Annotated in this window: 18 protein-coding genes; 15 read left to right on the forward strand and 3 right to left on the reverse strand. The window is 40.8% G+C overall.

Going from position 1 to position 21,980, the window contains the following annotated elements; translation table 11 throughout:
* Positions 1–118: 118 nt before the first annotated feature.
* On the forward strand, positions 119–1,405 hold the full coding sequence (gene glyA / locus G7092_RS19665; RefSeq protein ID WP_166091591.1) for a serine hydroxymethyltransferase: 1,287 nt from the start codon (positions 119–121) through the stop codon (positions 1,403–1,405).
* A 3-nt stretch (positions 1,406–1,408) separates the two neighbouring features.
* A complete protein-coding gene (locus G7092_RS19670; RefSeq protein WP_166091593.1) occupies positions 1,409–4,534 on the forward strand; it encodes a PAS domain S-box protein in 3,126 nt (1,041 codons plus the stop codon).
* Between the two features lie 6 nt (positions 4,535–4,540).
* Here G7092_RS19670 and G7092_RS19675 read toward each other — a convergent pair whose 3' ends face one another.
* The 3 genes from G7092_RS19675 to rlmN all read right to left on the reverse strand — a co-directional run bounded on the left by G7092_RS19675 (position 4,541) and on the right by rlmN (position 7,576).
* Positions 4,541–5,719, reverse strand: coding sequence for a glycosyltransferase family 87 protein (locus tag G7092_RS19675; protein WP_166091594.1), 1,179 nt, complete (start codon positions 5,717–5,719; stop codon positions 4,541–4,543).
* 67 nt (positions 5,720–5,786) lie between these two features.
* Entirely contained in the window at positions 5,787–6,485 is a 699-nt protein-coding gene (locus tag G7092_RS19680) for a ComF family protein (RefSeq protein ID WP_166091596.1), read from the reverse strand.
* A 23-nt stretch (positions 6,486–6,508) separates the two neighbouring features.
* Entirely contained in the window at positions 6,509–7,576 is a 1,068-nt protein-coding gene (rlmN, locus tag G7092_RS19685) for a dual-specificity RNA methyltransferase RlmN (protein ID WP_166091598.1), read from the reverse strand.
* A gap of 154 nt (positions 7,577–7,730) precedes the next feature.
* Here rlmN and G7092_RS19690 point away from each other — a divergent pair, with 154 nt between their 5' ends.
* The 13 genes from G7092_RS19690 to ruvA all read left to right on the forward strand — a co-directional run bounded on the left by G7092_RS19690 (position 7,731) and on the right by ruvA (position 21,966).
* On the forward strand, positions 7,731–8,897 hold the full coding sequence (locus G7092_RS19690) for an amidohydrolase family protein (RefSeq protein ID WP_166091599.1): 1,167 nt from the start codon (positions 7,731–7,733) through the stop codon (positions 8,895–8,897).
* 83 nt (positions 8,898–8,980) lie between these two features.
* Positions 8,981–9,262, forward strand: a complete 282-nt coding sequence (locus G7092_RS19695) for an acylphosphatase (RefSeq protein WP_202985361.1) — start codon at positions 8,981–8,983, stop codon at positions 9,260–9,262.
* A gap of 43 nt (positions 9,263–9,305) precedes the next feature.
* Complete coding sequence (locus tag G7092_RS19700) at positions 9,306–10,793, forward strand: oligosaccharide flippase family protein (protein ID WP_166091600.1); 1,488 nt, start codon at positions 9,306–9,308, stop codon at positions 10,791–10,793.
* The gene (gene dut / locus G7092_RS19705) at positions 10,790–11,224 is read left to right on the forward strand and encodes a dUTP diphosphatase (RefSeq protein ID WP_166091601.1); all 435 of its coding nucleotides are present in this window, start codon (positions 10,790–10,792) and stop codon (positions 11,222–11,224) included. Before G7092_RS19700 ends, dut begins: the two co-directional genes overlap by 4 nt.
* 53 nt (positions 11,225–11,277) lie before the next feature.
* Positions 11,278–13,050 (forward strand): tetratricopeptide repeat protein, encoded by a 1,773-nt coding sequence (locus G7092_RS19710; RefSeq protein ID WP_166091602.1) that lies wholly within the window; start codon positions 11,278–11,280, stop codon positions 13,048–13,050.
* Complete coding sequence (lolB1, locus tag G7092_RS19715) at positions 13,028–13,819, forward strand: lipoprotein insertase outer membrane protein LolB1 (protein WP_166091603.1); 792 nt, start codon at positions 13,028–13,030, stop codon at positions 13,817–13,819. The genes G7092_RS19710 and lolB1 overlap by 23 nt, the downstream gene beginning before the upstream one ends.
* A gap of 17 nt (positions 13,820–13,836) precedes the next feature.
* Positions 13,837–15,126, forward strand: coding sequence for a murein hydrolase activator EnvC family protein (locus tag G7092_RS19720; protein WP_166091604.1), 1,290 nt, complete (start codon positions 13,837–13,839; stop codon positions 15,124–15,126).
* 88 nt (positions 15,127–15,214) lie between these two features.
* On the forward strand, positions 15,215–15,664 hold the full coding sequence (locus G7092_RS19725; protein WP_166091605.1) for a Sec-independent protein translocase subunit TatA/TatB: 450 nt from the start codon (positions 15,215–15,217) through the stop codon (positions 15,662–15,664).
* A 43-nt stretch (positions 15,665–15,707) separates the two neighbouring features.
* Positions 15,708–15,884, forward strand: coding sequence for a Sec-independent protein translocase subunit TatA/TatB (locus G7092_RS19730; RefSeq protein ID WP_166091606.1), 177 nt, complete (start codon positions 15,708–15,710; stop codon positions 15,882–15,884).
* Between the two features lie 173 nt (positions 15,885–16,057).
* The gene (gene gatA, locus G7092_RS19735; RefSeq protein ID WP_166091607.1) at positions 16,058–17,482 is read left to right on the forward strand and encodes an Asp-tRNA(Asn)/Glu-tRNA(Gln) amidotransferase subunit GatA; all 1,425 of its coding nucleotides are present in this window, start codon (positions 16,058–16,060) and stop codon (positions 17,480–17,482) included.
* A gap of 68 nt (positions 17,483–17,550) precedes the next feature.
* The gene (locus G7092_RS19740; RefSeq protein WP_166091609.1) at positions 17,551–18,780 is read left to right on the forward strand and encodes a lytic transglycosylase domain-containing protein; all 1,230 of its coding nucleotides are present in this window, start codon (positions 17,551–17,553) and stop codon (positions 18,778–18,780) included.
* Between the two features lie 173 nt (positions 18,781–18,953).
* Positions 18,954–21,245 carry an NADP-dependent malic enzyme gene (locus tag G7092_RS19745; protein WP_166091610.1) on the forward strand — a complete coding sequence of 764 codons (2,292 nt, stop codon included), beginning with the start codon at positions 18,954–18,956 and terminating at the stop codon, positions 21,243–21,245.
* A gap of 136 nt (positions 21,246–21,381) precedes the next feature.
* Positions 21,382–21,966: a Holliday junction branch migration protein RuvA gene (ruvA, locus tag G7092_RS19750; RefSeq protein WP_166091612.1), complete on the forward strand. Its 585-nt coding sequence runs from the start codon at positions 21,382–21,384 to the stop codon at positions 21,964–21,966.
* Positions 21,967–21,980 lie beyond the last annotated feature (14 nt).

Genomic DNA, 21,980 nt, shown 5'->3' on the forward strand with positions numbered 1-21,980 from the left:
TTTTAATTAATTACAAAAGCTATTTTTTTAATCTCATATCTCATATCTCACATCTCAAATCTAATTTTTACCTAACTTAGCCCCCGTTATAAACACAGTGCCGTTTTAATTATACATAATGAAAAGAGACAAATTAATTTTTAAGTTATTGGATGAAGAGCAGCAACGCCAGGAAGAAGGTATTGAGCTGATAGCATCTGAGAATTTTGTGAGCCGTCAGGTTATGGAAGCTGCAGGCTCTGTCGCTACTAATAAATATGCCGAAGGTTTACCGGGCAAACGTTATTATGGCGGTTGCCAGGTAGTTGATGAAATTGAAACTATTGCTATTGAAAGAGCCAAGCAATTGTTCAATGCCGAATGGGCAAACGTTCAGCCACATTCTGGCGCTCAGGCTAATGCTGCCGTGATGCTGGCCGTGCTTCAACCGGGCGACAAAATATTAGGATTTGATCTGTCACACGGCGGCCACTTAACCCATGGCTCACCGGTTAACTTTTCTGGTAAATTATATGAACCGCATTTTTACGGTGTAGTTAAAGAAACCGGTTTGGTTGATTATAAGCAACTGGAAAAAGTTGCCCTTAAAGAAAAACCAAAACTGATCATTTGCGGTGCTTCGGCTTACTCGCGCGATTGGGATTATGAATTTATACGTAAAGTGGCCGATAAAGTAGGGGCATTGGTGCTGGCCGATATATCGCACCCTGCCGGACTTATTGCCAGGGGATTACTAAACGATCCGCTGCCGCATTGCCATATTGTAACTACTACAACACACAAAACATTGCGTGGCCCGCGTGGTGGTCTGATCCTGTTAGGTAAAGATTTTGAAAATCCATTTGGCATAAAAACACCAAAAGGCGAAATAAAGATGATGTCGTCGTTACTGGATATGGCTGTTTTCCCAGGTACACAAGGTGGCCCGCTAGAGCATATCATCGCTGCAAAAGCCATAGCCTTTGGCGAAGCCTTAAGCGAAGGTTATATGAAGTACATTCTGCAGGTTAAAAAGAACGCCGCAGCTATGGCCGAAGCCTTTGTTAAACGGGGTTATGAGATTATATCAGGGGGCACAGATAACCATTTGATGCTGATCGATCTGCGTAATAAAAACATTACCGGTAAAGCAGCTGAAAATGCTTTGGTAACTGCCGATATCACGGTGAACAAAAATATGGTGCCTTATGATGACAAGTCGCCATTTGTTACTTCTGGTATACGCGTAGGTACCTCGGCTATTACTACCCGTGGCATGAAAGAAAAACAAATGGAACTCATTGTAGAACTGATAGATGCCGTAATTGCCGATCCGGAAAATGAACCTTCTTTAAAGAAAATACGTAAAAAGGTTCACAAGCTGATGCACGACTATCCGTTGTACAGAGAAACCAGCGCGGAATAATTAATGACCAAAAGGCAGCAGGAAAATTTAATAGCAGAAAAGGAGCGTTTAGAGGCCCTGCGGTCGTACCAGGTTTTAGACACATTACCCGAAAAGGAATATGATGCTATTACCCGGCTTGCTTCTTTTATATGTAATGTTCCCGTTGCGCTGATCACGTTAATTGACGCTGACCGGCAATGGTTCAAATCAAAATATGGCGCCGATGTGGGGGAAACACCCCGTGTCGGCGCTTTTTGTAATTATACTATTCAACATGATGTTTTGATGGAGATATATGATACCCTGGAGGATGAAACCTTTAAGGATAACATTTATGTCACTACGCAAAACATCCGGTTTTATGCTGGTGCTCCCTTAATTACCCCTGACGGATACCGTTTAGGTTCGCTTTGTGTTTTGGATGTGGTACCTCATAAACTTACTGCAGAACAAAAGGATGCCTTGCAAACGCTGGCCAGCGAGGTTATGTCGCGCTTTAATCTGCATAAAGAAAAAATTAAACTCGAAGAAAGCCTTTCGCAGCATCAGGAATTTCATGATCTTTTTGATAGCTCTCCGGATATCCATTGCATTATGGACAGAGATTTTATCGTAAAGCGCATTAACCGCTCGGTAGAGACAGTTTTAGGTTATGATCCTGAGGAGATTATTGGTAAATCTATCTGGAATTTTTTACCTGGCGAGGCCCGGCTTACCACCTTAGAAAAACTAAAAGGTGGCTTAACTAATCATCAGCATAAATTTATTTTAGAAACCGAGGTGCTTACATCTCAACAAGATAGGCGATGGATAAGCTGGTCAATCACTTTTAAAGATGATAGATACTTTGCCAGTGGCCGCGACATCAGTTACCAAAAACGGGTGGTGAAAGAGCTGGAAGAGCTATCCATGGTAGCCAGTAAAGTGGGTAATGGTGTAGTGATCAGTAGTGCAACTGATGAGGTGGTGTGGGTAAATGAGGCGTTTGAACATATTACCGGTTATAACCTGGCCGATGTGGAAAATAAATACCTGGGGGCAACTTTAAAAGGCAAACCCAGCGACGCTGCAGCCATAGAAAAATTAGAAGCCTCCATAAAAAAGAAAGAATCATACGAGGTTGAACTCCTGATAAATCATAAAAACGGTAAACCAACCTGGATCACGGTTATCAATTCCATTATTCGCAATCAGAATGGAGAAGTTGATAAATCCATCAGGATCATTATTGATATTACAGCCCGTAAAAAAATTGAGCAGGAATTAGAGATACTCTCTTTTGCCGCCCGAAAATCGCCCAGTGGCATTTTTATACGGGATGCAGAAGGCAGAATACTCTGGATGAATGAGGCTCTGGAAAATATTATTGGCTACTCATTTGCCGAGCTGGAAGGAAAGATCATGGGTAACACCTTCGTAGGTGAAGATACCGATCTGAAGGTGGTGGAAAGTGCAATAAAGGCAGTAGAAGAAAACAGGCCTTATGAGATAGAAGTAAAATTATACAAAAAAGATCGTACGCCGCGCTGGGTATTTTTATCCAATAGTCCTTTATTTAATGAGGCTGGTAATGTCGACCGGCAAATTGGCGTAATGGTTGATATCACGGAACGCAAAAAGAGTGAAGAGGAGCTTACCAAACTTTCGTTAGTAGCCAGTAACACCACAAGTGGAATAAATAACAGCGAAGGGAAGGTAGAATGGGTAAATAAAGCCTTTGAAAACATTACCGGGTATACGATCAATGAGGTAAATGGCAATCATTTGGGCGATGTGCTGAAAGGAGAGTTAACAGATATCTCTATCATTCAAAAAGCACGTGAACTATCCCAAAATAAACAATCATTTGAGGTTGATCTGCTCATTTACCGGAAAGACGGGCAGCCTTTATGGATATCTGTTATCAACTCGGTAATTATCGGAAACGGTGGTAACGTTGATAAATATATCGAAGTAATTATTGATATAACAGCTAAAAAGAAAGCCGAGATAGAACTGATCATGGCCAAGGAAGAGGCCTTGCAGTTAAGTAGAGCCAAAGATATGTTTATATCGGTGATGAGCCATGAAATACGAACACCACTTAATGCAGTGATCGGTATGTCGCACCTGCTGCTCGAAGATAGTCCGTTGGAGTCGCAAAAGGAAAATTTGAGTATACTTCAATTTTCGGCTGAGAATTTGATGACCCTGATTAATGATGTGCTGGATTTCACTAAGATAGAAACCGGTAATATTGAATTGGAGAAGGCAAATGTGGATATGCGGGAGCTTATTCAGAGCATCAACACTTCCATGCGTTACCGTGCTGAAGAAAAAAATATTTACCTTAGCGAAAGCATTGATGATGCTGTGCCTGCAGTTGTGATAGGCGACAGAACCCGCTTATGCCAGATATTGTTGAACCTGGTGAGCAATGCGGTTAAGTTTACAGACGAAGGCGGAATTAATATCGACCTGAAGGTAATTCAGGAAAGTGATAAGGATGTACGGATACGGTTCTCTGTATCAGATACAGGCATAGGTATTGCAACCGATAAACTGCATACCATATTTGAACAGTTTAAACAAGCCGAACCTGATACTACACGTAAATATGGTGGCACCGGCCTGGGTTTAGCTATTAGTAAAAGACTGATCGAACTTCATGATTCAAGGATAAACGTTGATAGCATACCAAACAAGGGTTCTACTTTTTGGTTTACTATAACGTTTAAGAAGAAAACAAGTACCCATTTGAACAATAACAGCAGCAATTTGGAAGCAGGACTTAAGATAAATGTTTTAGTAGTTGATGATAATCAGATAAACCGGCTATTGATTAACAAGATCCTGAAAAAATGGGGTGCTAATGCTGATTTTGCAGAAAATGGTGTTGAAGCTATCCACAAAATAGAAAATAATCGTAACTATAATGTGGTATTAATGGATATCCACATGCCGCAAATGGGAGGCCTTGAGGCTACCCAGATCATACGGGCTATGCCCGATCCCTATTTTCAGCAGTTACCCATTATTGCCTTAACCGCGTCGATGCTGAGCAACCAAATGGGTGAGATTGATAACGCCGGGATGAATGATTATGTATTAAAACCGTTTGACCCCAAGTCACTCTATGATAAGCTGAGCCGGTATCAGCACCAGTAAGCTTTCTTAAATCGTTTGTTCGCTCAACGTAAATCCCTTGTCAGCAGGGAAATCCTTAAAGATCAATTCCCAGGCAATTTTTACCCATATTATAATGCAGGGCCATGCCTTCATAGCCAGGTTGCTCATCCATTCGCGCGCTGGTCTTGGGAATGCGTCGCTGGGCCCTAAACCGGTAATAACCAACAATAATACCAACATCACTATATTGAAAGTAGTAAAAGGCTTATCCTGCATCATCATATAAATTACTGCGCCTGCTGTAGCTATAATATAAGTTGGATGTTCTGATCCGGTACTAAACAATACCACCATCATCAGGGCCGAACATAATACCTGTAACTGAAATTTCAGCGAGCTAAACTGTTTAAACCGGAGCAGAGGGATGGCAAAAATAATAGCCCCGGCTATCAAAAAAGGTGTGTTAGGAATGGCCGCATTTTGAGTTAAACGACGAGCTACACCCATAATACACCAATCTATACTGCCGGTTAAACTTACATTCATAGCGTTTTTTAGGCTCAACTCATGAAACCAGTCCTGATATGATTGGATAATATAATGAGGGCCGGAAATGATCATGGGTAAGGCAAACAAAACGCCCGCCCATACTATTGTGCTCGTAATAAACTTTAATTTGTTACGGGAGAAAAAGAAAAACGCCAAACCAACCACCGGGTAAAACTTTATTAAAGTACCTGCAATAATAAATAGTGTAGCCCATTCGTCCCTGCCTTTTTTGACCAGCATAAAACTTATGATAATCAAGGCGGCTATAAGCGCATTGATCTGCATGTAATGTGAGGTATTGGAAAATTCAATAACACACAGTAAAAGGATGGCTGTTTTTATCCGGTTGTTAAATGGCAGCAAGTGTACTGCCAGCAAGAAGGCAAGCGCATTGACTATTTGCCAAAGGAAAAACCCTACTGCTTCTGAAGGGATGGCGAATGGCGCTACCAATATGGTAAACGTAGGACCATATAAAAACACATCAGAATATTCTGCAGGATATAATAAGTATAAGTTTAGCCCGGCTCTGGCATGGTAATAAGCCTGGCGGAATATGAGGTAGTTATTATCAATATGCCTGAAGTACTTAAATTGCCAGCAGTAAACCGCAACTGCTAAATATAGCACCCAAACCCATTGATAGCCGGTTAAATAAAGAAACCTTTTTGTCATTGCCAATAACTGTGATAATTGTAATCGACAAAAGTATTGATAAAAAAGATATTGGGTTTAATTTGTTTTATTGTGCATAGGCAATTGTGGCAATGCTTAACGTAAGTCCGGGTATCTTTAACAGTTCGATACCACAGGCCTCCAGAGTTGAGCCTGTAGTTACAATATCGTCAACCAATAGAACGTGTTTGTTGATGAGTCTTTCGGGGTGTTTGATCATGAATACATCCTGCATATTCTCGAAACGGGCAAAGCGCGATTTATGGGTTTGCGTTGCTGTGGCTACCGAACGCTGCAAATTATTATCTTCTAAAGCAGCAGGTAGTTTTTCAGCCAAACCTTCCGCAAAGCGGGAACTTTGATTATAACCCCGTTCCCTCAAACGTTTTTTGTGCAGAGGTACGGGAACGATCAGATCCACAGAATTAAAAATAGGATTTTGAGCTAATTGGGTACCGGCCATGTTGCCTAATAAGTTACCTATCCGTTGCATGCCTTTATATTTAAAATGATGCATCAGGTTTTGCACTTTGCCGCCCTTGGTAAAATAATACAGCGCATAAGCTGCCTCAACTTTTAGTTTACCATAAAATTGTTGGGCAACAATGTTGTCGGCATGTAAATGAAAGTTGGTATAGGGTAAATTGTACCTGCAATCGGAGCAAATAATATACTCGTTGGCTACAAGGCTGGCCTGGCAGGCCGGGCATAATTCGGGAAAAAGCAGGGAAACAAAATCGGCCAGATAGCCACGCAGCAATTTCATGCCGTTAATTTAAGATAGAAATCTTAAACTTCGGCAATCTTACCTTTTTCTTTAATAGCTAATTGCCCGCAGGCTGCGTCAATATCCTTACCCCGGCTACGGCGAAGGTGAGTGTTGATGCCTTGTTTTTGCAAATAAGCGGCAAATGCCTCTACCTTATCTTCGCCGGCGTTAATATAGCTGGCAAAGGCAATGGGGTTATATTCAATGATATTTACCTTACAAGGCAGGTGCTTGCAAAATTTAGCCAGCTCCATTGCATCCTGTATTCCGTCGTTAACACCATCAAAAATGATGTATTCGTAAGTCACGGGGTTTTTGGTTTTGGCGTAGTAATATTTTAAAGCTTCGGCGAGGGCCTTTAATGAATTTTGCTCATTAATAGGCATAATGGTATTGCGTTTTTCGTCATTTGCGGCGTGTAACGATAAGGCAAGGTTGAATTTTACCTGATCGTCGCCCAGCTTTTTGATCATTTTGGCAATACCGGCAGTGGAAACGGTAATTCTTTTAGCCGACATGTTCAATCCATCCTCGGCAGTGATGCGCTCAACAGATTTCATCATATTGGCATAATTGAGCAAAGGCTCGCCCATGCCCATGTATACAATATTGGATAATGGAACCCCATAGTTTTCACGCGCCTGCTTGTCTATCAGTACAACCTGGTCGTAAATTTCATCAGGGTTAAGGTTTCTTTTACGCTCCATATACCCGGTAGCGCAGAATTTACAGGTAAGACTGCAGCCAACCTGCGAAGATACACAAGCAGTCATCCGGCCTGGGGTTGGAATTAAAACCCCCTCAATTAGATGAGTATCGTGTAAAATAAAAGAATTTTTTATAGTTTTATCAGCACTAACCTGTGATGAATTTATTTTAACGTTGTTAATAACAAAATTTTCATCGAGTTTGGTGCGCAGTTCTTTTGAAATATTGCTCATTTCGTTGAAAGAGAAGCACGATTTTTTCCAAAGCCATTCATAAATTTGTTTAGCCCTGAAACTTTTTTCCCCCATACGGATAAAATGGTCCTGCAAGGCTTCCAGACCGAGGCTGCGGATGTCTATTTTATCTTTTGCATTATTCACAATGCAAAAGTACTTAAATTTAAAAAAATCTGTCTTATTTTAAAGTCATTCTTTTAAATGATAAAAAAACATAACTAAAGGTTAATTGTAATTAATTTTGCAGGGTTGTTTTAAAAGAAAAACGTTTTGAGATAGATACTAAGTGATATAATTAATGAAAAGTTTTAGAGCCGATTACGTTTTTCCAATTTTTGCCGATCCTATTAAGAATGGAATAGTTACTGTTGATGATCAGGGTAAAATCATTTCAGTTACAGACCATAATAACCCTCCTGATGGCCCCGTTGAAAAACTAAGCGGTATTATTTGCCCCGGGTTTGTAAATACCCACTGCCATGTTGAGCTTTCGCACCTGAAAGATAAAATAACCCCTAAGGGCGGGCTGGTGAACTTTATAAAAGATATACAGGCAACGCGCAAGGCTGATGATAAACAAATATCGGATGCCATTCAAAAAGCCGATGATGAAATGTATGCGAATGGTATTGTAGCAGTTGGCGATATCTCCAATAGCAATGCCAGCATTCCAGTTAAAACTGCCAGCAAACTGTACTACCATACTTTTATTGAAACTTTTGGCTTTTTGCCGCAAAACGCCCAGGGTATTTTTGACAGAGCTATGGAGCTTATGCAGGAATTTAAGCCGCAGCCCTGTTCCATTACGCCGCACGCACCATACTCGGTATCCAAAGAGCTTTTTAAGCTGATCCGGAAACATAGTGATGCCGAACCTAACCTCATTAGCATTCATAACCAGGAGTGTGAGGACGAAAATAAATTCTACAGGTATAAATTGGGTGGCTTTATTGAGCTTTATGAGCATTTTGGTATCGATATCAGTCATTTTAAACCGCAAGCACGTAACTCCTTGCAATCCATTATTCCTTTACTAACCAATAAGCAGCAGGTTTTGCTGGTACATAACACCTGTACCAATTTAAAAGATATCTATTTTATAAAACGGTTTGACCGTAAAATAAACTGGTGTTTTTGCCCAAATGCTAATTTGTATATCGAAAACCGCCTTCCAAAAATCCCTCTTTTTATTGATCAGGGTTTTAACATTACATTGGGTACCGATAGTCTGGCCTCAAACGATAAATTGTGTATTCTGAGCGAAATGCGTACCATTCAAAAAAAGTTTCCAACCATCAGCACCGCTAAATTACTGGAATGGGCAACTATAAACGGAGCCACGTTTTTAGGTATCGATGATGAAAAAGGTACAATTGAGCCTGGCAAAACACCCGGACTAAACCTGATAACCGGTTTAGACGGCTTAAAGATCACCCCCGAAAGTAAGGTTAGGAAATTAGTTTAATAAGTTGATTAGGTTGATTGAGTTAGAATGGATTAAATTTGCCCCCAAATTTTCATATAAAACTTAATCAACTCATAGACTAAATGATAAGGCATCTCGATATTACTGTTAAAGGAAAAGTTCAAGGCGTTTTTTACCGCAAATCAACCAAAGCCGTAGCCGATCAGTTAGGGGTAAGGGGCTTTGTTAAAAATGAAGCCAATGGTGATGTTTTTATAGCTGCCGAAGCTGATGATACCCTGCTCGAAATGTTTATGGAATGGTGCAACGAAGGCCCTGAAGACGCCGAAGTAACTTCGGTAGAAAGCCATGAGGGCGAATTAAAAAACTATCGTAATTTTGAGGTTGTAAAAAGAGCCCTGTAGTTTGCCGGGTTTTATTTGTTAACTACCATCCCAAACATCAACATTGTCAACCGCTAAAAAATTTGCCGGGCAAACGGCTATATACGGTGTAACTACTATAGTGCAGCGTTTATTAGGTGCTTTGCTTACCCCGCTTTATACAAAAGCATACAATCCTAATGTATATAGTATTTTTAGTACCATGTTTAGTTATGCCTCTGTTTTGCAGGCAGTGCTGTCTTTTGGAATGGAAACTACTTTTTTCAGGTATCTGAATAAATTTCCTGATAATAAAAGACAGGTTTACAATAACAGTTTTTGGGCTGTATTTATGGTAACGATAGTTTTTTTGATATTAACCGTTCCGTTTACGCATACTATAGCGGGTTTAATTAAAATTGGTAAAGGCACTTCACAACAGGAATTTGAACTATATATCCGTTATTTTTTAGGTATTTTAGTTATTGACGCCTGGTGCGCTATCCCATTTGCCAAACTCCGGGCAGACAGCCGGCCAATAAAATACGGTAGTATTAAACTTATCAATATCATAGTTACCGTATCGCTCAACCTCATTTTTATTTGGATAATCCCGTATATCATTAAGCACCAAATGCCTGGTGCCGTATGGTGTAAGCAATGGTTTACGATGGGCTGGGTGGGTTACATATTTGTATCAAACCTGGTGGCCAGCTTTATTACCTTATTGCTGTTACTGCCTGAGTTGCTGAAACTGCAACTAAGTTTTGATGGTGTTATGTTTAAAAATATGCTTACCTACAGTTGGCCTGTAATGATTGCAGGTTTATCATATATTGTTAACGAAAACTTTGATAAAATTTTACTGGGAAAATTGCTGCCCGATAGTATCAGTGAGCGCGAGGTAGGTATTTATTCGGGTTGTGCACGTATATCCGTTTTTCTAAGCCTTTTTAATCAGGCTTTTCGCATGGGGGCCGAGCCATTCTTTTTTAGTCATGCCAAGAATAAAAATGCAGGTCAAACCTACTCCCGTATCATGGATTATTTTGTGATAACCATGTGCCTCATGTTTGTGGGTGTTGTAGCTAATATCCAGATACTAAAACACTATGTAAATAATCACGACTATTGGGTTGGCTTGCCGGTTGTGCCGCCTTTGTTGCTGGGTTATGTAAGCCTGGGTATTTATACCAATTTGTCTATCTGGTACAAACTGTCTGACCAGACAAAATATGGCCTGTACATATCCGGGATAGGGGCTATAGTGACTATCGTGCTCAACGTGATATTTATTCCTAAATATAGTTATATGGCATCGGCCTGGATCTCATTGATTGCTTATGCCAGTATGATGATCATGTCGTACATATGGGGACAAAAGCACTACCCTATACCTTACAATCTTAAAAAGAATGTCATATATATCGTATCATCAATAATACTTGTGTATTTGTCGTTCAGCACATTTAAACGTAATATATTTGTAGGTAATATATTGTTGTTCCTGTATGCAGGAGCTGCTTTTATAGCAGAGCGTAAACAGTTAAAGGCCATATTTAGTAAGAGATGACCATCAGGATAATTAATAAGTCGAAAAATAGCTTACCTGCATATGAAACTGCTCATGCCGCAGGTATGGACTTAAGGGCAGATATTGAAGAATCAGTAAGATTAAACCCCATGGAGCGTAAGCTTATTCCTACCGGTTTGTTTATAGAACTTCCTGTTGGGTTTGAAGCTCAGATACGGCCACGGAGCGGATTGGCGTTTAAGCATGGTATAGGTATTGTTAATTCACCGGGTACCATTGATGCCGATTATCGCGGAGAGATCAAAGTGCTGCTGATTAACCTTTCGACGGAGGTATTTGAGATCAATAATGGCGACCGGATTGCCCAAATGGTAGTTGCCCGGCATGAGACCGTAAACTGGAATGAGGTAGAGGTGTTAAATGAAACCACCCGGGGCGAAGGTGGCTTTGGTCATACAGCTGTTAAATAGAATTTGGGGGGTAAGGATTTTTGGAACAAGGAGCAAGGATAAAAGATAAGCATATGTATAATAAGAAATGGAGATATAACAATACAGTAAATAAGAGTGGCATGGGTCGCTTTGGCACTGTATTTTCTCTTTTGTCTTTGATCCTTATTCTGAGCATTGGATCTGCGCAGGGCCAAAAGTCTGCCCCAGCCAAGCCTATGAGCCAGGCCGACAGCATGATGGTGAAACAGCTTTTCTTTTCGGCTATCCGCGAAAAAACCATTGAAAATTCTAAACGGGCAGGTGAAATGTTTGAACGCATATTACAAGCCGACCCCACCAACGATGCTTCGATGTTTGAACTGGCTAACCTGAAACGGCAGCAGAACGATTATGCCGGGGCGCGACCGCTATTGGAAAAAGCAGTAGCTCTTAGTCCGGATAATGAATGGTATTGGGTGGCTCTTGCCGATGATTATGAAAAAACCAATACCATTGATAAGCTTGAGAATGTATTTAATCAGTTGATCAGGATCAATCCGGATAAACCCGATTATTATTTTGATAAAGCCAATGCCTATCTTATTTTAAAAAGATATGATGATGCCCTTAAAGTATATAATCAGCTGGAGAAGATTAACGGCCCAAGTGATGATATTTTGGCAAGCCGGCAAAAGATCTATTTAAAACAAGGTAAAATTGATCAGGCGGCCGCTGAACTGGAGAAAGCTATTGTGGATAATCCGGGCCAGATGCGTTATTACCTTTTACTGGCCGAAATTTATAACTCAAACGGATTGAATGATAAGGCCTTGAAAGTTCTGTTGCAGGCCGAAAAGCAAGACAATAATAACGGGATGGTGCATTTAGCTTTAGCTGATGTTTACCGCGACAAAAAGAATAACGATGCCTGTTTTAATGAATTGATACTGGCATTTGCAAATCCCGATGTGAGTATCGACCAAAAAGTAAATATCATTAGCGGGTACTTTCCAAAATTTCCTGAGCCTAATGCTAAGGCGAGTGCGCTTGAACTAAGCCGTCTTTTAACAATAGCACACCCTGCCGATGCCAAGGCTTATGCTATTTATGGCGATATGCTATTGCAAAACACCAAATTAAAAGAGGCTAGGGCTGCATACAAAAAATCAATCCAGCTAAATGAGCAGGTATATGTGGTACACGAGCAACTGGTAAGGGTTGAATTGAGCGAAAATGATATAGACGCTACCATAAAAGATGGCGAAAACGCGCTTTCGCTATTCCCTAACCAGGGTTGGATGAACTATATGGTGGGTGTGGCCTTTGCACAGAAGAAGGAGTATAAAAAAGCGCTTAATTATGCTACAAATGCAACTTCATTAGAAATTCAGGATAAGGATTTACTTTCGCTGAGTTTTTCGTTATTGGGCGATTGTTATCATAGTTTAAAAGATAACAAAAGCTCCGACGAGGCTTATGATAAGGCGTTAAGCTATAATCCGGATAATGCGTATACGTTAAACAATTATGCCTATTATTTATCGTTAAGAAGTGAGCAACTGGACAAGGCCGCACAAATGTCGGCTCGTTCCAATGAGCTTCAGCCTAATACTGCATCTTTTGAAGATACATACGCATGGGTACTTTTTAAGCAAAAAAAATATGCTGATGCAAAGGTGTGGATGTTGAAGGCACTGGCGCATGATAAAACAAATAGCGCTGCTCAATATGAGCACTATGGTGATATTTTGTTTTACCTTGGTAGTACAGACGAAGCTGTAGAAAACTGGAAAAAAGCTAAAAATAACGGCGGTCAATCGCCGCTATTAGACCGTAAAATAAATGAGAAAAAATATAGCGAGTAAGTTATTAATAGTGTGTTGCCTGCTGATTATGGTAAGCTGTAAAGCCCGTAAACAGGTATTGGTGGCTCGCAAGGCTGATTCATCGGCAAAGTCTGTTGATAACAAAGTGAGCAGTAAGTTAAATGCTATCAGAGCAAAGCAGGTGAATTTCAATACCTTTTCTGGTAAAGCAAAAACCAAGCTCAATATTAATGGTAACAGCAATGATGTTACCCTCAATATTCGTATTGAGCGCGATAAACGGATCTGGGTTTCCATTACCGCCATTTTGGGGGTTGAAGCTGCCCGGGCACTGATCACACCTGACAGTATATTGCTTATCAATCGTTTGCAGGGAGTGTATTTACGTAAGCCATTTAGCTATGTATATAAGTATGTCAGCACCCAGGTTAACTATAAAACACTGGAGTCGTTACTGATTGGTAATGCCGTGCCTGAATTGCTGAACGAAAAAGCCGAGCTGACCAATGCGGATGGAAATACCACCCTGAGCGGCAGTTTACAGGATTTGCTATATAAGCTGGTTTTAGGCGCCGATCTGAAAGTTACACAAACAAATTTGTCCAATCAAAACGAAGGACAATCTTTGCAGGTGACTAACAATAGCTTTATCCAGGCAACAAATCGGGTTATGCCATCACAAATAGATATCGCATCAGTAGTAAAAGATAAAAAAATACAGGTTAATTTGCATTATACAAAGGCCGACTTTGACGTACAGCAGGAATATCCATTCAATATCCCCGCCAATTACGAGCCGGCCAAATAATTAATTATGTTTGTTTGATGAAGTTTTTAAAAGCAGTATTTTTTATAATAGCGGTATTTATAGCGGTTGATGTGCATGCTCAAAGCAGCCAGGAGTTAAAACGCAGACGGGATAAATTATCAGAAGAGCTGGAGCAACTGAATAAAGATTATCAGGAAACCTCGCAAAATAAAAGAGCTACTTTAAAACAACTGAGTTTGTTAAAAGCGCAAATAAACCTGCGGGAAGAGAAAATAAATATCATCAACTCGGAAGTAAGAAATTTAGATAATCAAATCTCAGAGAGCAATAATACCGTACATAGTTTACAAAATCAGCTCGACCAGCTAAAAAAAGAATATGCAGCCATGATACTTTTTGCTTATCGCAATCAAAGTGCCTATAATAAGCTGATGTTCATTTTTGCTTCGAGGGATTTTAACCAAGCCTATAAACGATTAAAATATTTACAACAGTTTGGTACCTACCGCGAGCGACAGGCGGGTTATATACAGGGAACCCAAAAAGAACTGCATGTAAAGATAAATGAGCTAGATAAAAACAAGCAGGAAAAGAGCAATCTGCTGGCTGATCAACAAAAGGAGAAGGAAACGCTTGGTAAAGAAAAGAATAACCAGGTAAAAGTGGTAAGCGATTTGTCGCAACATGAAGGGCAGTTGAAACAGCAGCAACGCGAGGTTCAGGCAAAAATTGCCAAAACCAACAGGGAAATTGCCTCAACTATCCGCAGGGAAATTGAGGAAGCCAGGCGCAAGGCCGAGGCAGAAGCAAGAGAGGCCGCCAGAATAGCCGCAGCTAAAGCAAAAGCCGAAAACAGGCCCGCTCCGGTAGCTCCGTCTAAGCCAGCGGTACGAAGCGAATCGAGTGTGTTGAATGCGACACCGGAGGCTGCTAAGTTGTCAAATGACTTTTTGGGTAACCGCGGTCGTTTGCCATGGCCGGTTGCCAACGGTGTGATAACCCAGGGATTTGGTATGTATACTACGCCGGAGGGAATAAAAAGTGAAAGCACCGGTATTGATATAAAAACCAACCCCGGAAGCTCAGTAAGGGCTGTATTTGATGGTACGGTGGTGAGAGTGGTTGACGTGAGCGGAACTTACCTGGTGATGATAGTTCACGGGGAATATTTTACCGTATATGCCAACTTAAGGTCGGTTAGTGTGGCCAGGGGACAAAAGGTGAGTACCAAGCAAACATTAGGAACAGTGGCGACAGATTCGTCGACGGGAGAAACAGAAGTTCACTTTGAAGTTTATAAAGTGAAAGATCCAACTAACCCTAAAACGTGGCTGGCACCTAACTAATTAGTTATGAAATTTTAATTGAAAACTAATTAGTTAGAGATTTTATGAAATTTTAATTGTATATATTTGTAACCTTAATTTAAATGCTATGCTAAGTTCAGTTTTTTTATTTTTAAATATTGGTACGAGCGAGATGGTACTGATACTTTTTGCAGCATTAATGCTTTTTGGAGGTGATAAACTACCTGAGCTGGCACGCGGTTTAGGCAAAGGCATCCGTGATTTTAAAGATGCATCTGAGGATGTAAAACGTGAAATTAACAATCAGATTAACAACTACGAGGAAAAGAAAACCGAAACTACAGTAAAAGATACTCCGATTGCTGAAGAAAACACTGCAGAACACACCACCACCACAACTACTGCGGAGGATAATGAAGTGAAGCACCCTATACATGGTGTAGAAAATACGGTGCCCAATACAATCCCTATCTCGGATACTTACGTAAGTACCCATGAAAGTGAGCCTGTGGCAGAAACGCACATTGACCTTACCAAGAAAACAACCGTAGATCCTGTTAAAACAGAACACGAATAACACAAGTCATAATAATATTTACATAACATAAAACTTAAAAATCATGGGTGGATTAGGCGCACCAGAAATCATTCTGATCATCATTGCAATACTTTTATTGTTTGGCGGTAAAAAAATACCTGAACTAATGAGAGGTTTAGGAAAAGGCGTTAAAGAATTTAAAGACGCGCAAAACGGCGAAAGCAATACAAGCACCAGCGAAGAGAAACCAAAAGTTTAGTTGGAATTAGTATCAAGTAGCTAGTATCAAGTATCATGATTCTTGCAGAGGTATAAAATACAGCTGTGTTGATACTAGTTACTTGGTACAATCTGATACTTTTGTTTATTGCATATGAACTTATCTGTTGAATTATTTCGTATTTCAACAGATAAGTTTTTTATTTTAGCCCCATGGCTAAATTTTATTCCTCTTTAAATGAAATAAGGAGTGGGTTGCAACGTGCGGAAATTACCGTTGAAGGACTGGTAAAGAACTATCTTGATCAAATTAAAAAAAATGCTCATCTAAATGCCTTTAACGAGGTGTTTGAAGAAGAAGCATTGATCAATGCAAAAAACATTGACAACCGGATAAAAAATGGTACAGCCGGCAAACTGGCCGGAATGGTTATCGGTATAAAAGATAACATCTGTTACAAAGGGCACCAGGTAAGTGCTTCTTCCAAAATATTAAAAGATTTCACCTCTATTTATTCATCAACCATTGTTGAGCGCCTGCTGGCCGAAGATGTGGTTATTATTGGCCGCTGCAATTGTGATGAGTTTGCCATGGGCGGCGCTAATGAAACCTCTTATTTTGGCCCGGTAAAAAACATGGCCGACGAAACTAGGGTTTCCGGCGGCTCATCTGGCGGTTCGGCAGTGGCTGTGCAGGCAAATATGTGCCATGCAGCTATTGGTACCGACACCGGGGGCTCCGTAAGGCAACCCGCTTCATTTTGTGGTGTTATTGGTTTAAAGCCTACTTATGGTCGTGTTTCCAGGCATGGTATTATTGCTTTTGCCTCGTCATTTGACCAGGTTGGCCCTATCACCAGGTCGGTTGAGGATGCCGCCTTATTGTTGGAGGTTATGGCCGGTCCCGATGATTATGATAGCACACTGGCTCAGCAGGAAGTACCCGCGTTTTCTGCCCATATCGAAAAAACAGGTAAAAAGAAGATAGCATACCTACAGGAAGCCATTTCGAGTCCGGGTGTTGATGCCGAGGTAAAAGATGTGCTGGTAAAATATATTGATAAACTCCGTGCAGATGGTCATACGGTAACACCTATTGCCTTTGAACAATTAGACTACCTGGTACCGGCTTATTATATTTTGGCCATGGCCGAAGCTTCTTCAAACCTGGCCCGGTACGATGGGGTTCATTACGGGTACCGCAGTCCATCGGCCGATGATCTGCAGTCTACTTATAAACGCTCCCGCTCTGAAGGTTTTGGCAAAGAAGTAAAACGCCGCATTATGCTGGGTACATTTGTACTGAGTGCCGGTTATTATGATGCCTATTATGCTAAAGCTCAGAAGGTACGCCGGCTGATCAGGGAAAAAACCGACCAGATATTAAACGAGTATGATTTTATATTGGTACCTACAGCTCCGGAACCTGCATTTGCTCTGGGTAAAGAAGAAAAAGACCCCGTGGTAACCTATCTTTCTGATATTTTTACCGTACAAGCATCGTTAGCAGGTGTTCCAGCTATTTCCTTGCCTGTTGGCAATAATAGCCAGGGTTTGCCGTTAGGTTTACAATTGCTTGCTAAGCATTTTAACGAACAGGAACTATTGAATTTTTCAAAATATTTCCTTGAACTTTAAAAAAATTAATAATTTAGTAAAATAACCGGTGTTGGTTATAGTCTTTGGTTAATTTAAATCCCTAAAGAATGAAGAAACTATTTACGCTTACCATCTGCTTTTTATTACTGCAAATTGTTTACGCAAACGCTTCTTCAAAATCAACATTTCAATGGCCAAATATTGCACAGGATACTATCCTGAAAAAGGTTGTTGTGCAAGCTACGGCTCCCGGCCCGTTAAGAGGCATTTATGAGCGTCGCTTGGATTCTATCAGCAAAGACATCCCGTTGGAATATAATGAGTATGTACAAACTTATATAGACCTGTACATGCAAAACCGCGATGAGATGGGGCAGGTGATAGGCCTATCTAAATATTATTTCCCTATTTACGAAAAAGCTTTCCGCGATGCCGGTATACCCGAAGAGATAAAATTCCTTTCGATAGTGGAATCAAAGCTTGATCCTAATGCGGTATCAAGAGTAGGTGCAACAGGTCCGTGGCAGTTCATGTTTACTACCGCCAAATTGTATGGCTTAAATATGGATAGCTATGTTGACGAACGCCGCGATCCTATACAAGCAACTTATGCTGCTGCAGCTTATTTAAAAGATGCCTACCAGGAGTTTGGAGATTGGCTTTTAGCTATAGCATCTTACAATTGCGGTAAAAGTAATGTAGAGCGTGCTGTTGAAAAAGCAGGAGCGAATGATTTTTGGAGCGCCCGTCAATATCTGCCTACTGAAACCCGGGGATACGTACCTGCTTTTATCGCCATGAATTATGTAATGCATTATTTTAATAAGCATAACATCGTTCCGCAGGCTTGTAACTTTTCGCTAAAGACAGATACGGTTATGGTGAAAAAATATGTTGCCCTAAGCAGTATATCACAAGCCCTGAAAGTAAACATCAATGAATTAGCTATATTAAACCCGGCTTACAAAAGATTAATAGTTAACGGTTCACCGGCAACACCGCGCAGATTGATACTGCCGCAGGTTCCTAAGGAAAATTATGCCGTTTTATATAATGTGCTGAATGGTGGTGATGCTGTTGCCCCAGAACCAAAAGTAACTTATGCTTCCTATGCAGAGAATAAACCTGAACGCAAAATGCCTACGCGTCATCGGGTTCGAAAAGGTGAAACTCTGACCTCTATTGCAGATAAATACGGGGTTGAAGTACAGGATTTGAAAGTTTGGAACCATTTGAAAAGCAACAAAGCTCCGGTTGGAGTAAGCATTAAAGTAAATAATGGTGACGATGCGTCAACCAGTGCGGCAGTTAGCACGCATACTAGGAAGGTTTTATAATTTAAAGCAGAGCTTTGAACGCAGAAACCTGTACTGATAAATGAAATTGATAATGAAAAAAGTTTAAACACCTGAATATGAGGGGCCCGGTTTTGATGTATTTCGAAGCCGGGCTTTTTTATTCGGGTTACCATAAAAAGAATTGTAATTTTGAGCGCTTGAATTTTGAGAAAATGAACAAGAACAACCGTAAACAGGACGCCTTAAACTACCACTCACAAGGTCGTCCGGGAAAAATACAGGTAGTACCTACCAAACCAACCAATTCACAACGCGACCTCACTATGGCGTATTCGCCGGGTGTAGCCGAGCCTTGTCTTCGTATAGCAGAAAATGTAGAAGATGTATATAAATATACCGCCAAGGGTAACCTGGTAGCCGTTATCAGTAATGGTACCGCGGTGTTAGGCCTGGGTAATATCGGCCCCGAAGCCAGCAAGCCAGTAATGGAGGGAAAGGGTCTGCTATTTAAGATCTATGCCGATATTGACGTGTTTGACCTGGAAGTAAATGCTAAAAGTGTAGACGAGTTTGTAACTATAGTAAAAGCGCTTGAACCAACCTTTGGCGGCGTTAACCTGGAAGATATATCTGCCCCAACCTGTTTCGAGATCGAGCGCAGGTTGAAGGCCGAAATGAATATCCCGGTGATGCACGATGACCAGCATGGTACCGCTATCATATCGGGTGCGGCTTTAATGAATGCCTGCGAAATACAGGGCAAAAAGCTGGATAAGATAAAAATGGTGGTTAACGGTGCCGGCGCGGCTGCCGTATCGTGTACCAAAATGTATCTTTCACTAGGTGTAAAAAAAGAAAACCTGGTGATGTTTGATATCAATGGTTTGCTGACACCTGAGCGTACCGATCTGGATGACATCAGACTAGAATTTGCTACCACCCGTACAGATATAAAATCATTGGCCGATGCTATGAAAAATGCTGACGTGTTTGTTGGCCTTTCTGCAGCTAATGTAGTTGATGCCGATATGCTGAAGTCAATGGCTAAAAAGCCTATTGTGTTTGCTATGGCTAACCCGGTTCCTGAGGTTGACTATGACCTGGCAGTTCAAACCCGCGATGATATCATTATGGCTACCGGTCGTTCTGATTTTCCGAACCAGGTGAATAACGTATTAGGCTTTCCTTACATTTTCAGAGGAGCGCTTGATGTACGAGCTACTGCTATAAACGAGGCTATGAAAATAGCCGCCACACACGCTATTGCCGAGATGGCTAAAAAGCCGGTTCCGGAAGCAGTAAATCTGGCCTATAATACTACCAATCTTAAATTCGGAAGGGACTATATCATTCCTAAGCCGATGGATCAAAGACTTATTGTTGAGGTATCGGCCGCGGTTGCCAAAGCAGCCATGGAGTCGGGTGTTGCCCGTAAAGCCATAACCGATTGGGAGGCTTATTATGAAGAGTTGCGTTCAAGATTAGGTACTAATGATAAATTGCTGCGTAATCTTACCAATAAGGCTAAGCAAAATCCTAAGCGTGTAGTTTTTGCCGAAGCTGATAATTATAAAATATTAAGATCGGCCCAGATTGTAAAGGAAGAGGGTATAGCTACGCCGATATTGCTGGGTAACGAAGATAAGATCAGGCGTATCATGCGCGAGAATGATCTTGACCTTGGCGATGTGCAGATTATTGACCCACGTGTGAAATGTGAAAACATGGAGGAGTATGCGGAGTTTCTGTATCAAAAACGTCAACGCAGAGGGGTAACTTTATTTGAAGCCCGCAAAATGCTGAGTGACCGTAACTATTACGGAGCCTGCATGGTACAATTTGGCAGAGCCGATGCCTTGATATCGGGCCTAACCAAAAACTATGTGCCTACTATTAAACCGGCTCTGCAAATCATCGGTACCGAAGATGGTGTGAACCGGGTAGCTGGTATGTATATGATGATCACCCAAAAAGGCCCTGTGTTTTTTGGGGATACTACCGTGAACGAAAACCCAACCGTACAGGAACTGGTAGATATTACCGTGCTGATAGAACGATCTGTTAAACAGTTTAATATCAGTCCAAGAGTGGCTGTATTATCCTATTCTAACTTTGGCTCAAATGATGGCCCTATTCCCGAAAAAACAAGGGAAACAGTAAAATTGCTGCACAAACAATGTCCGGATATGGTAGTTGACGGCGATATGCAGGCCAACTTTGCCCTGAACTCCGATTTGTTGGCTGATAATTTCCCATTTTCAACCTTAAACGGAAAACCGGCTAATACGCTGATATTCCCTAACCTGGAATCGGGTAATATAGCTTACAAGCTATTGCAGGAAATTGGTGGTGCCGAAGCTGTTGGACCTATATTATTGGGACTGAAAAAACCGGTACACGTATTACAACTGGGTAGTTCGGTTCGTGAAATTGTAAATATGATTACCATAGCGGTTGTTGATGCCCAGGCAAAAGCCGAAGCCAGCAAACCAAAAGGCAAGTAAATAAATAGTATCAAGTAGTTAGTATCAAGTATCAAGACCGCTGCATTTGTTTTATAAATAACATTTTCAAAAGTGTTGATACTTGATACTAGCTACTTGATACCTTAACCCCACATTAAATAAAATAAATAATATTATGTACGATTATATTAGTGGTAAACTGGTATTCAAAAGTCCTTCGCATGTTGTAATAGATGCCGGAGGTATTGGTTATCACATTAATATATCGTTAAATACATATTCAAGGTTAGGTGAAGTAGAAAATTGTAAACTATTTATCTGGCAGTACGTAAAAGAGGATGCGCTCACTTTATATGGTTTTGCAGATGACGGTGAGCGTCGCTTGTTCTTACACCTGGTATCCATATCCGGCATAGGACCTAATACGGGGCGAATGATGTTATCATCAATTACCCCTGCCGAAATACAAGCAGCTATTGTTAGCGGCAATGTTGCTTTAATACAACGTATTAAAGGCATAGGTCCCAAATCGGCACAGCGTATTATATTGGAGCTGCAAGATAAGTTACGTAAAGAAGGTCCTGATACTTTAACCGTTGTGCCTGTAAGCAAAACAGTTAAGGACGAGGCGCTCTCTGCGCTTATTATGCTTGGCTTTGCACGTAATGCTGCAGAGAAGGTATTGGATCAGGAGATCAATAAAAATAGTGGAGATTTAACAGTTGAACAACTTATAAAGTTTGCTTTAAAAACTCTATAATTACGTACAAATTC

The organism is Mucilaginibacter inviolabilis, from assembly GCF_011089895.1.
GTDB lineage: Bacteria > Bacteroidota > Bacteroidia > Sphingobacteriales > Sphingobacteriaceae > Mucilaginibacter > Mucilaginibacter inviolabilis.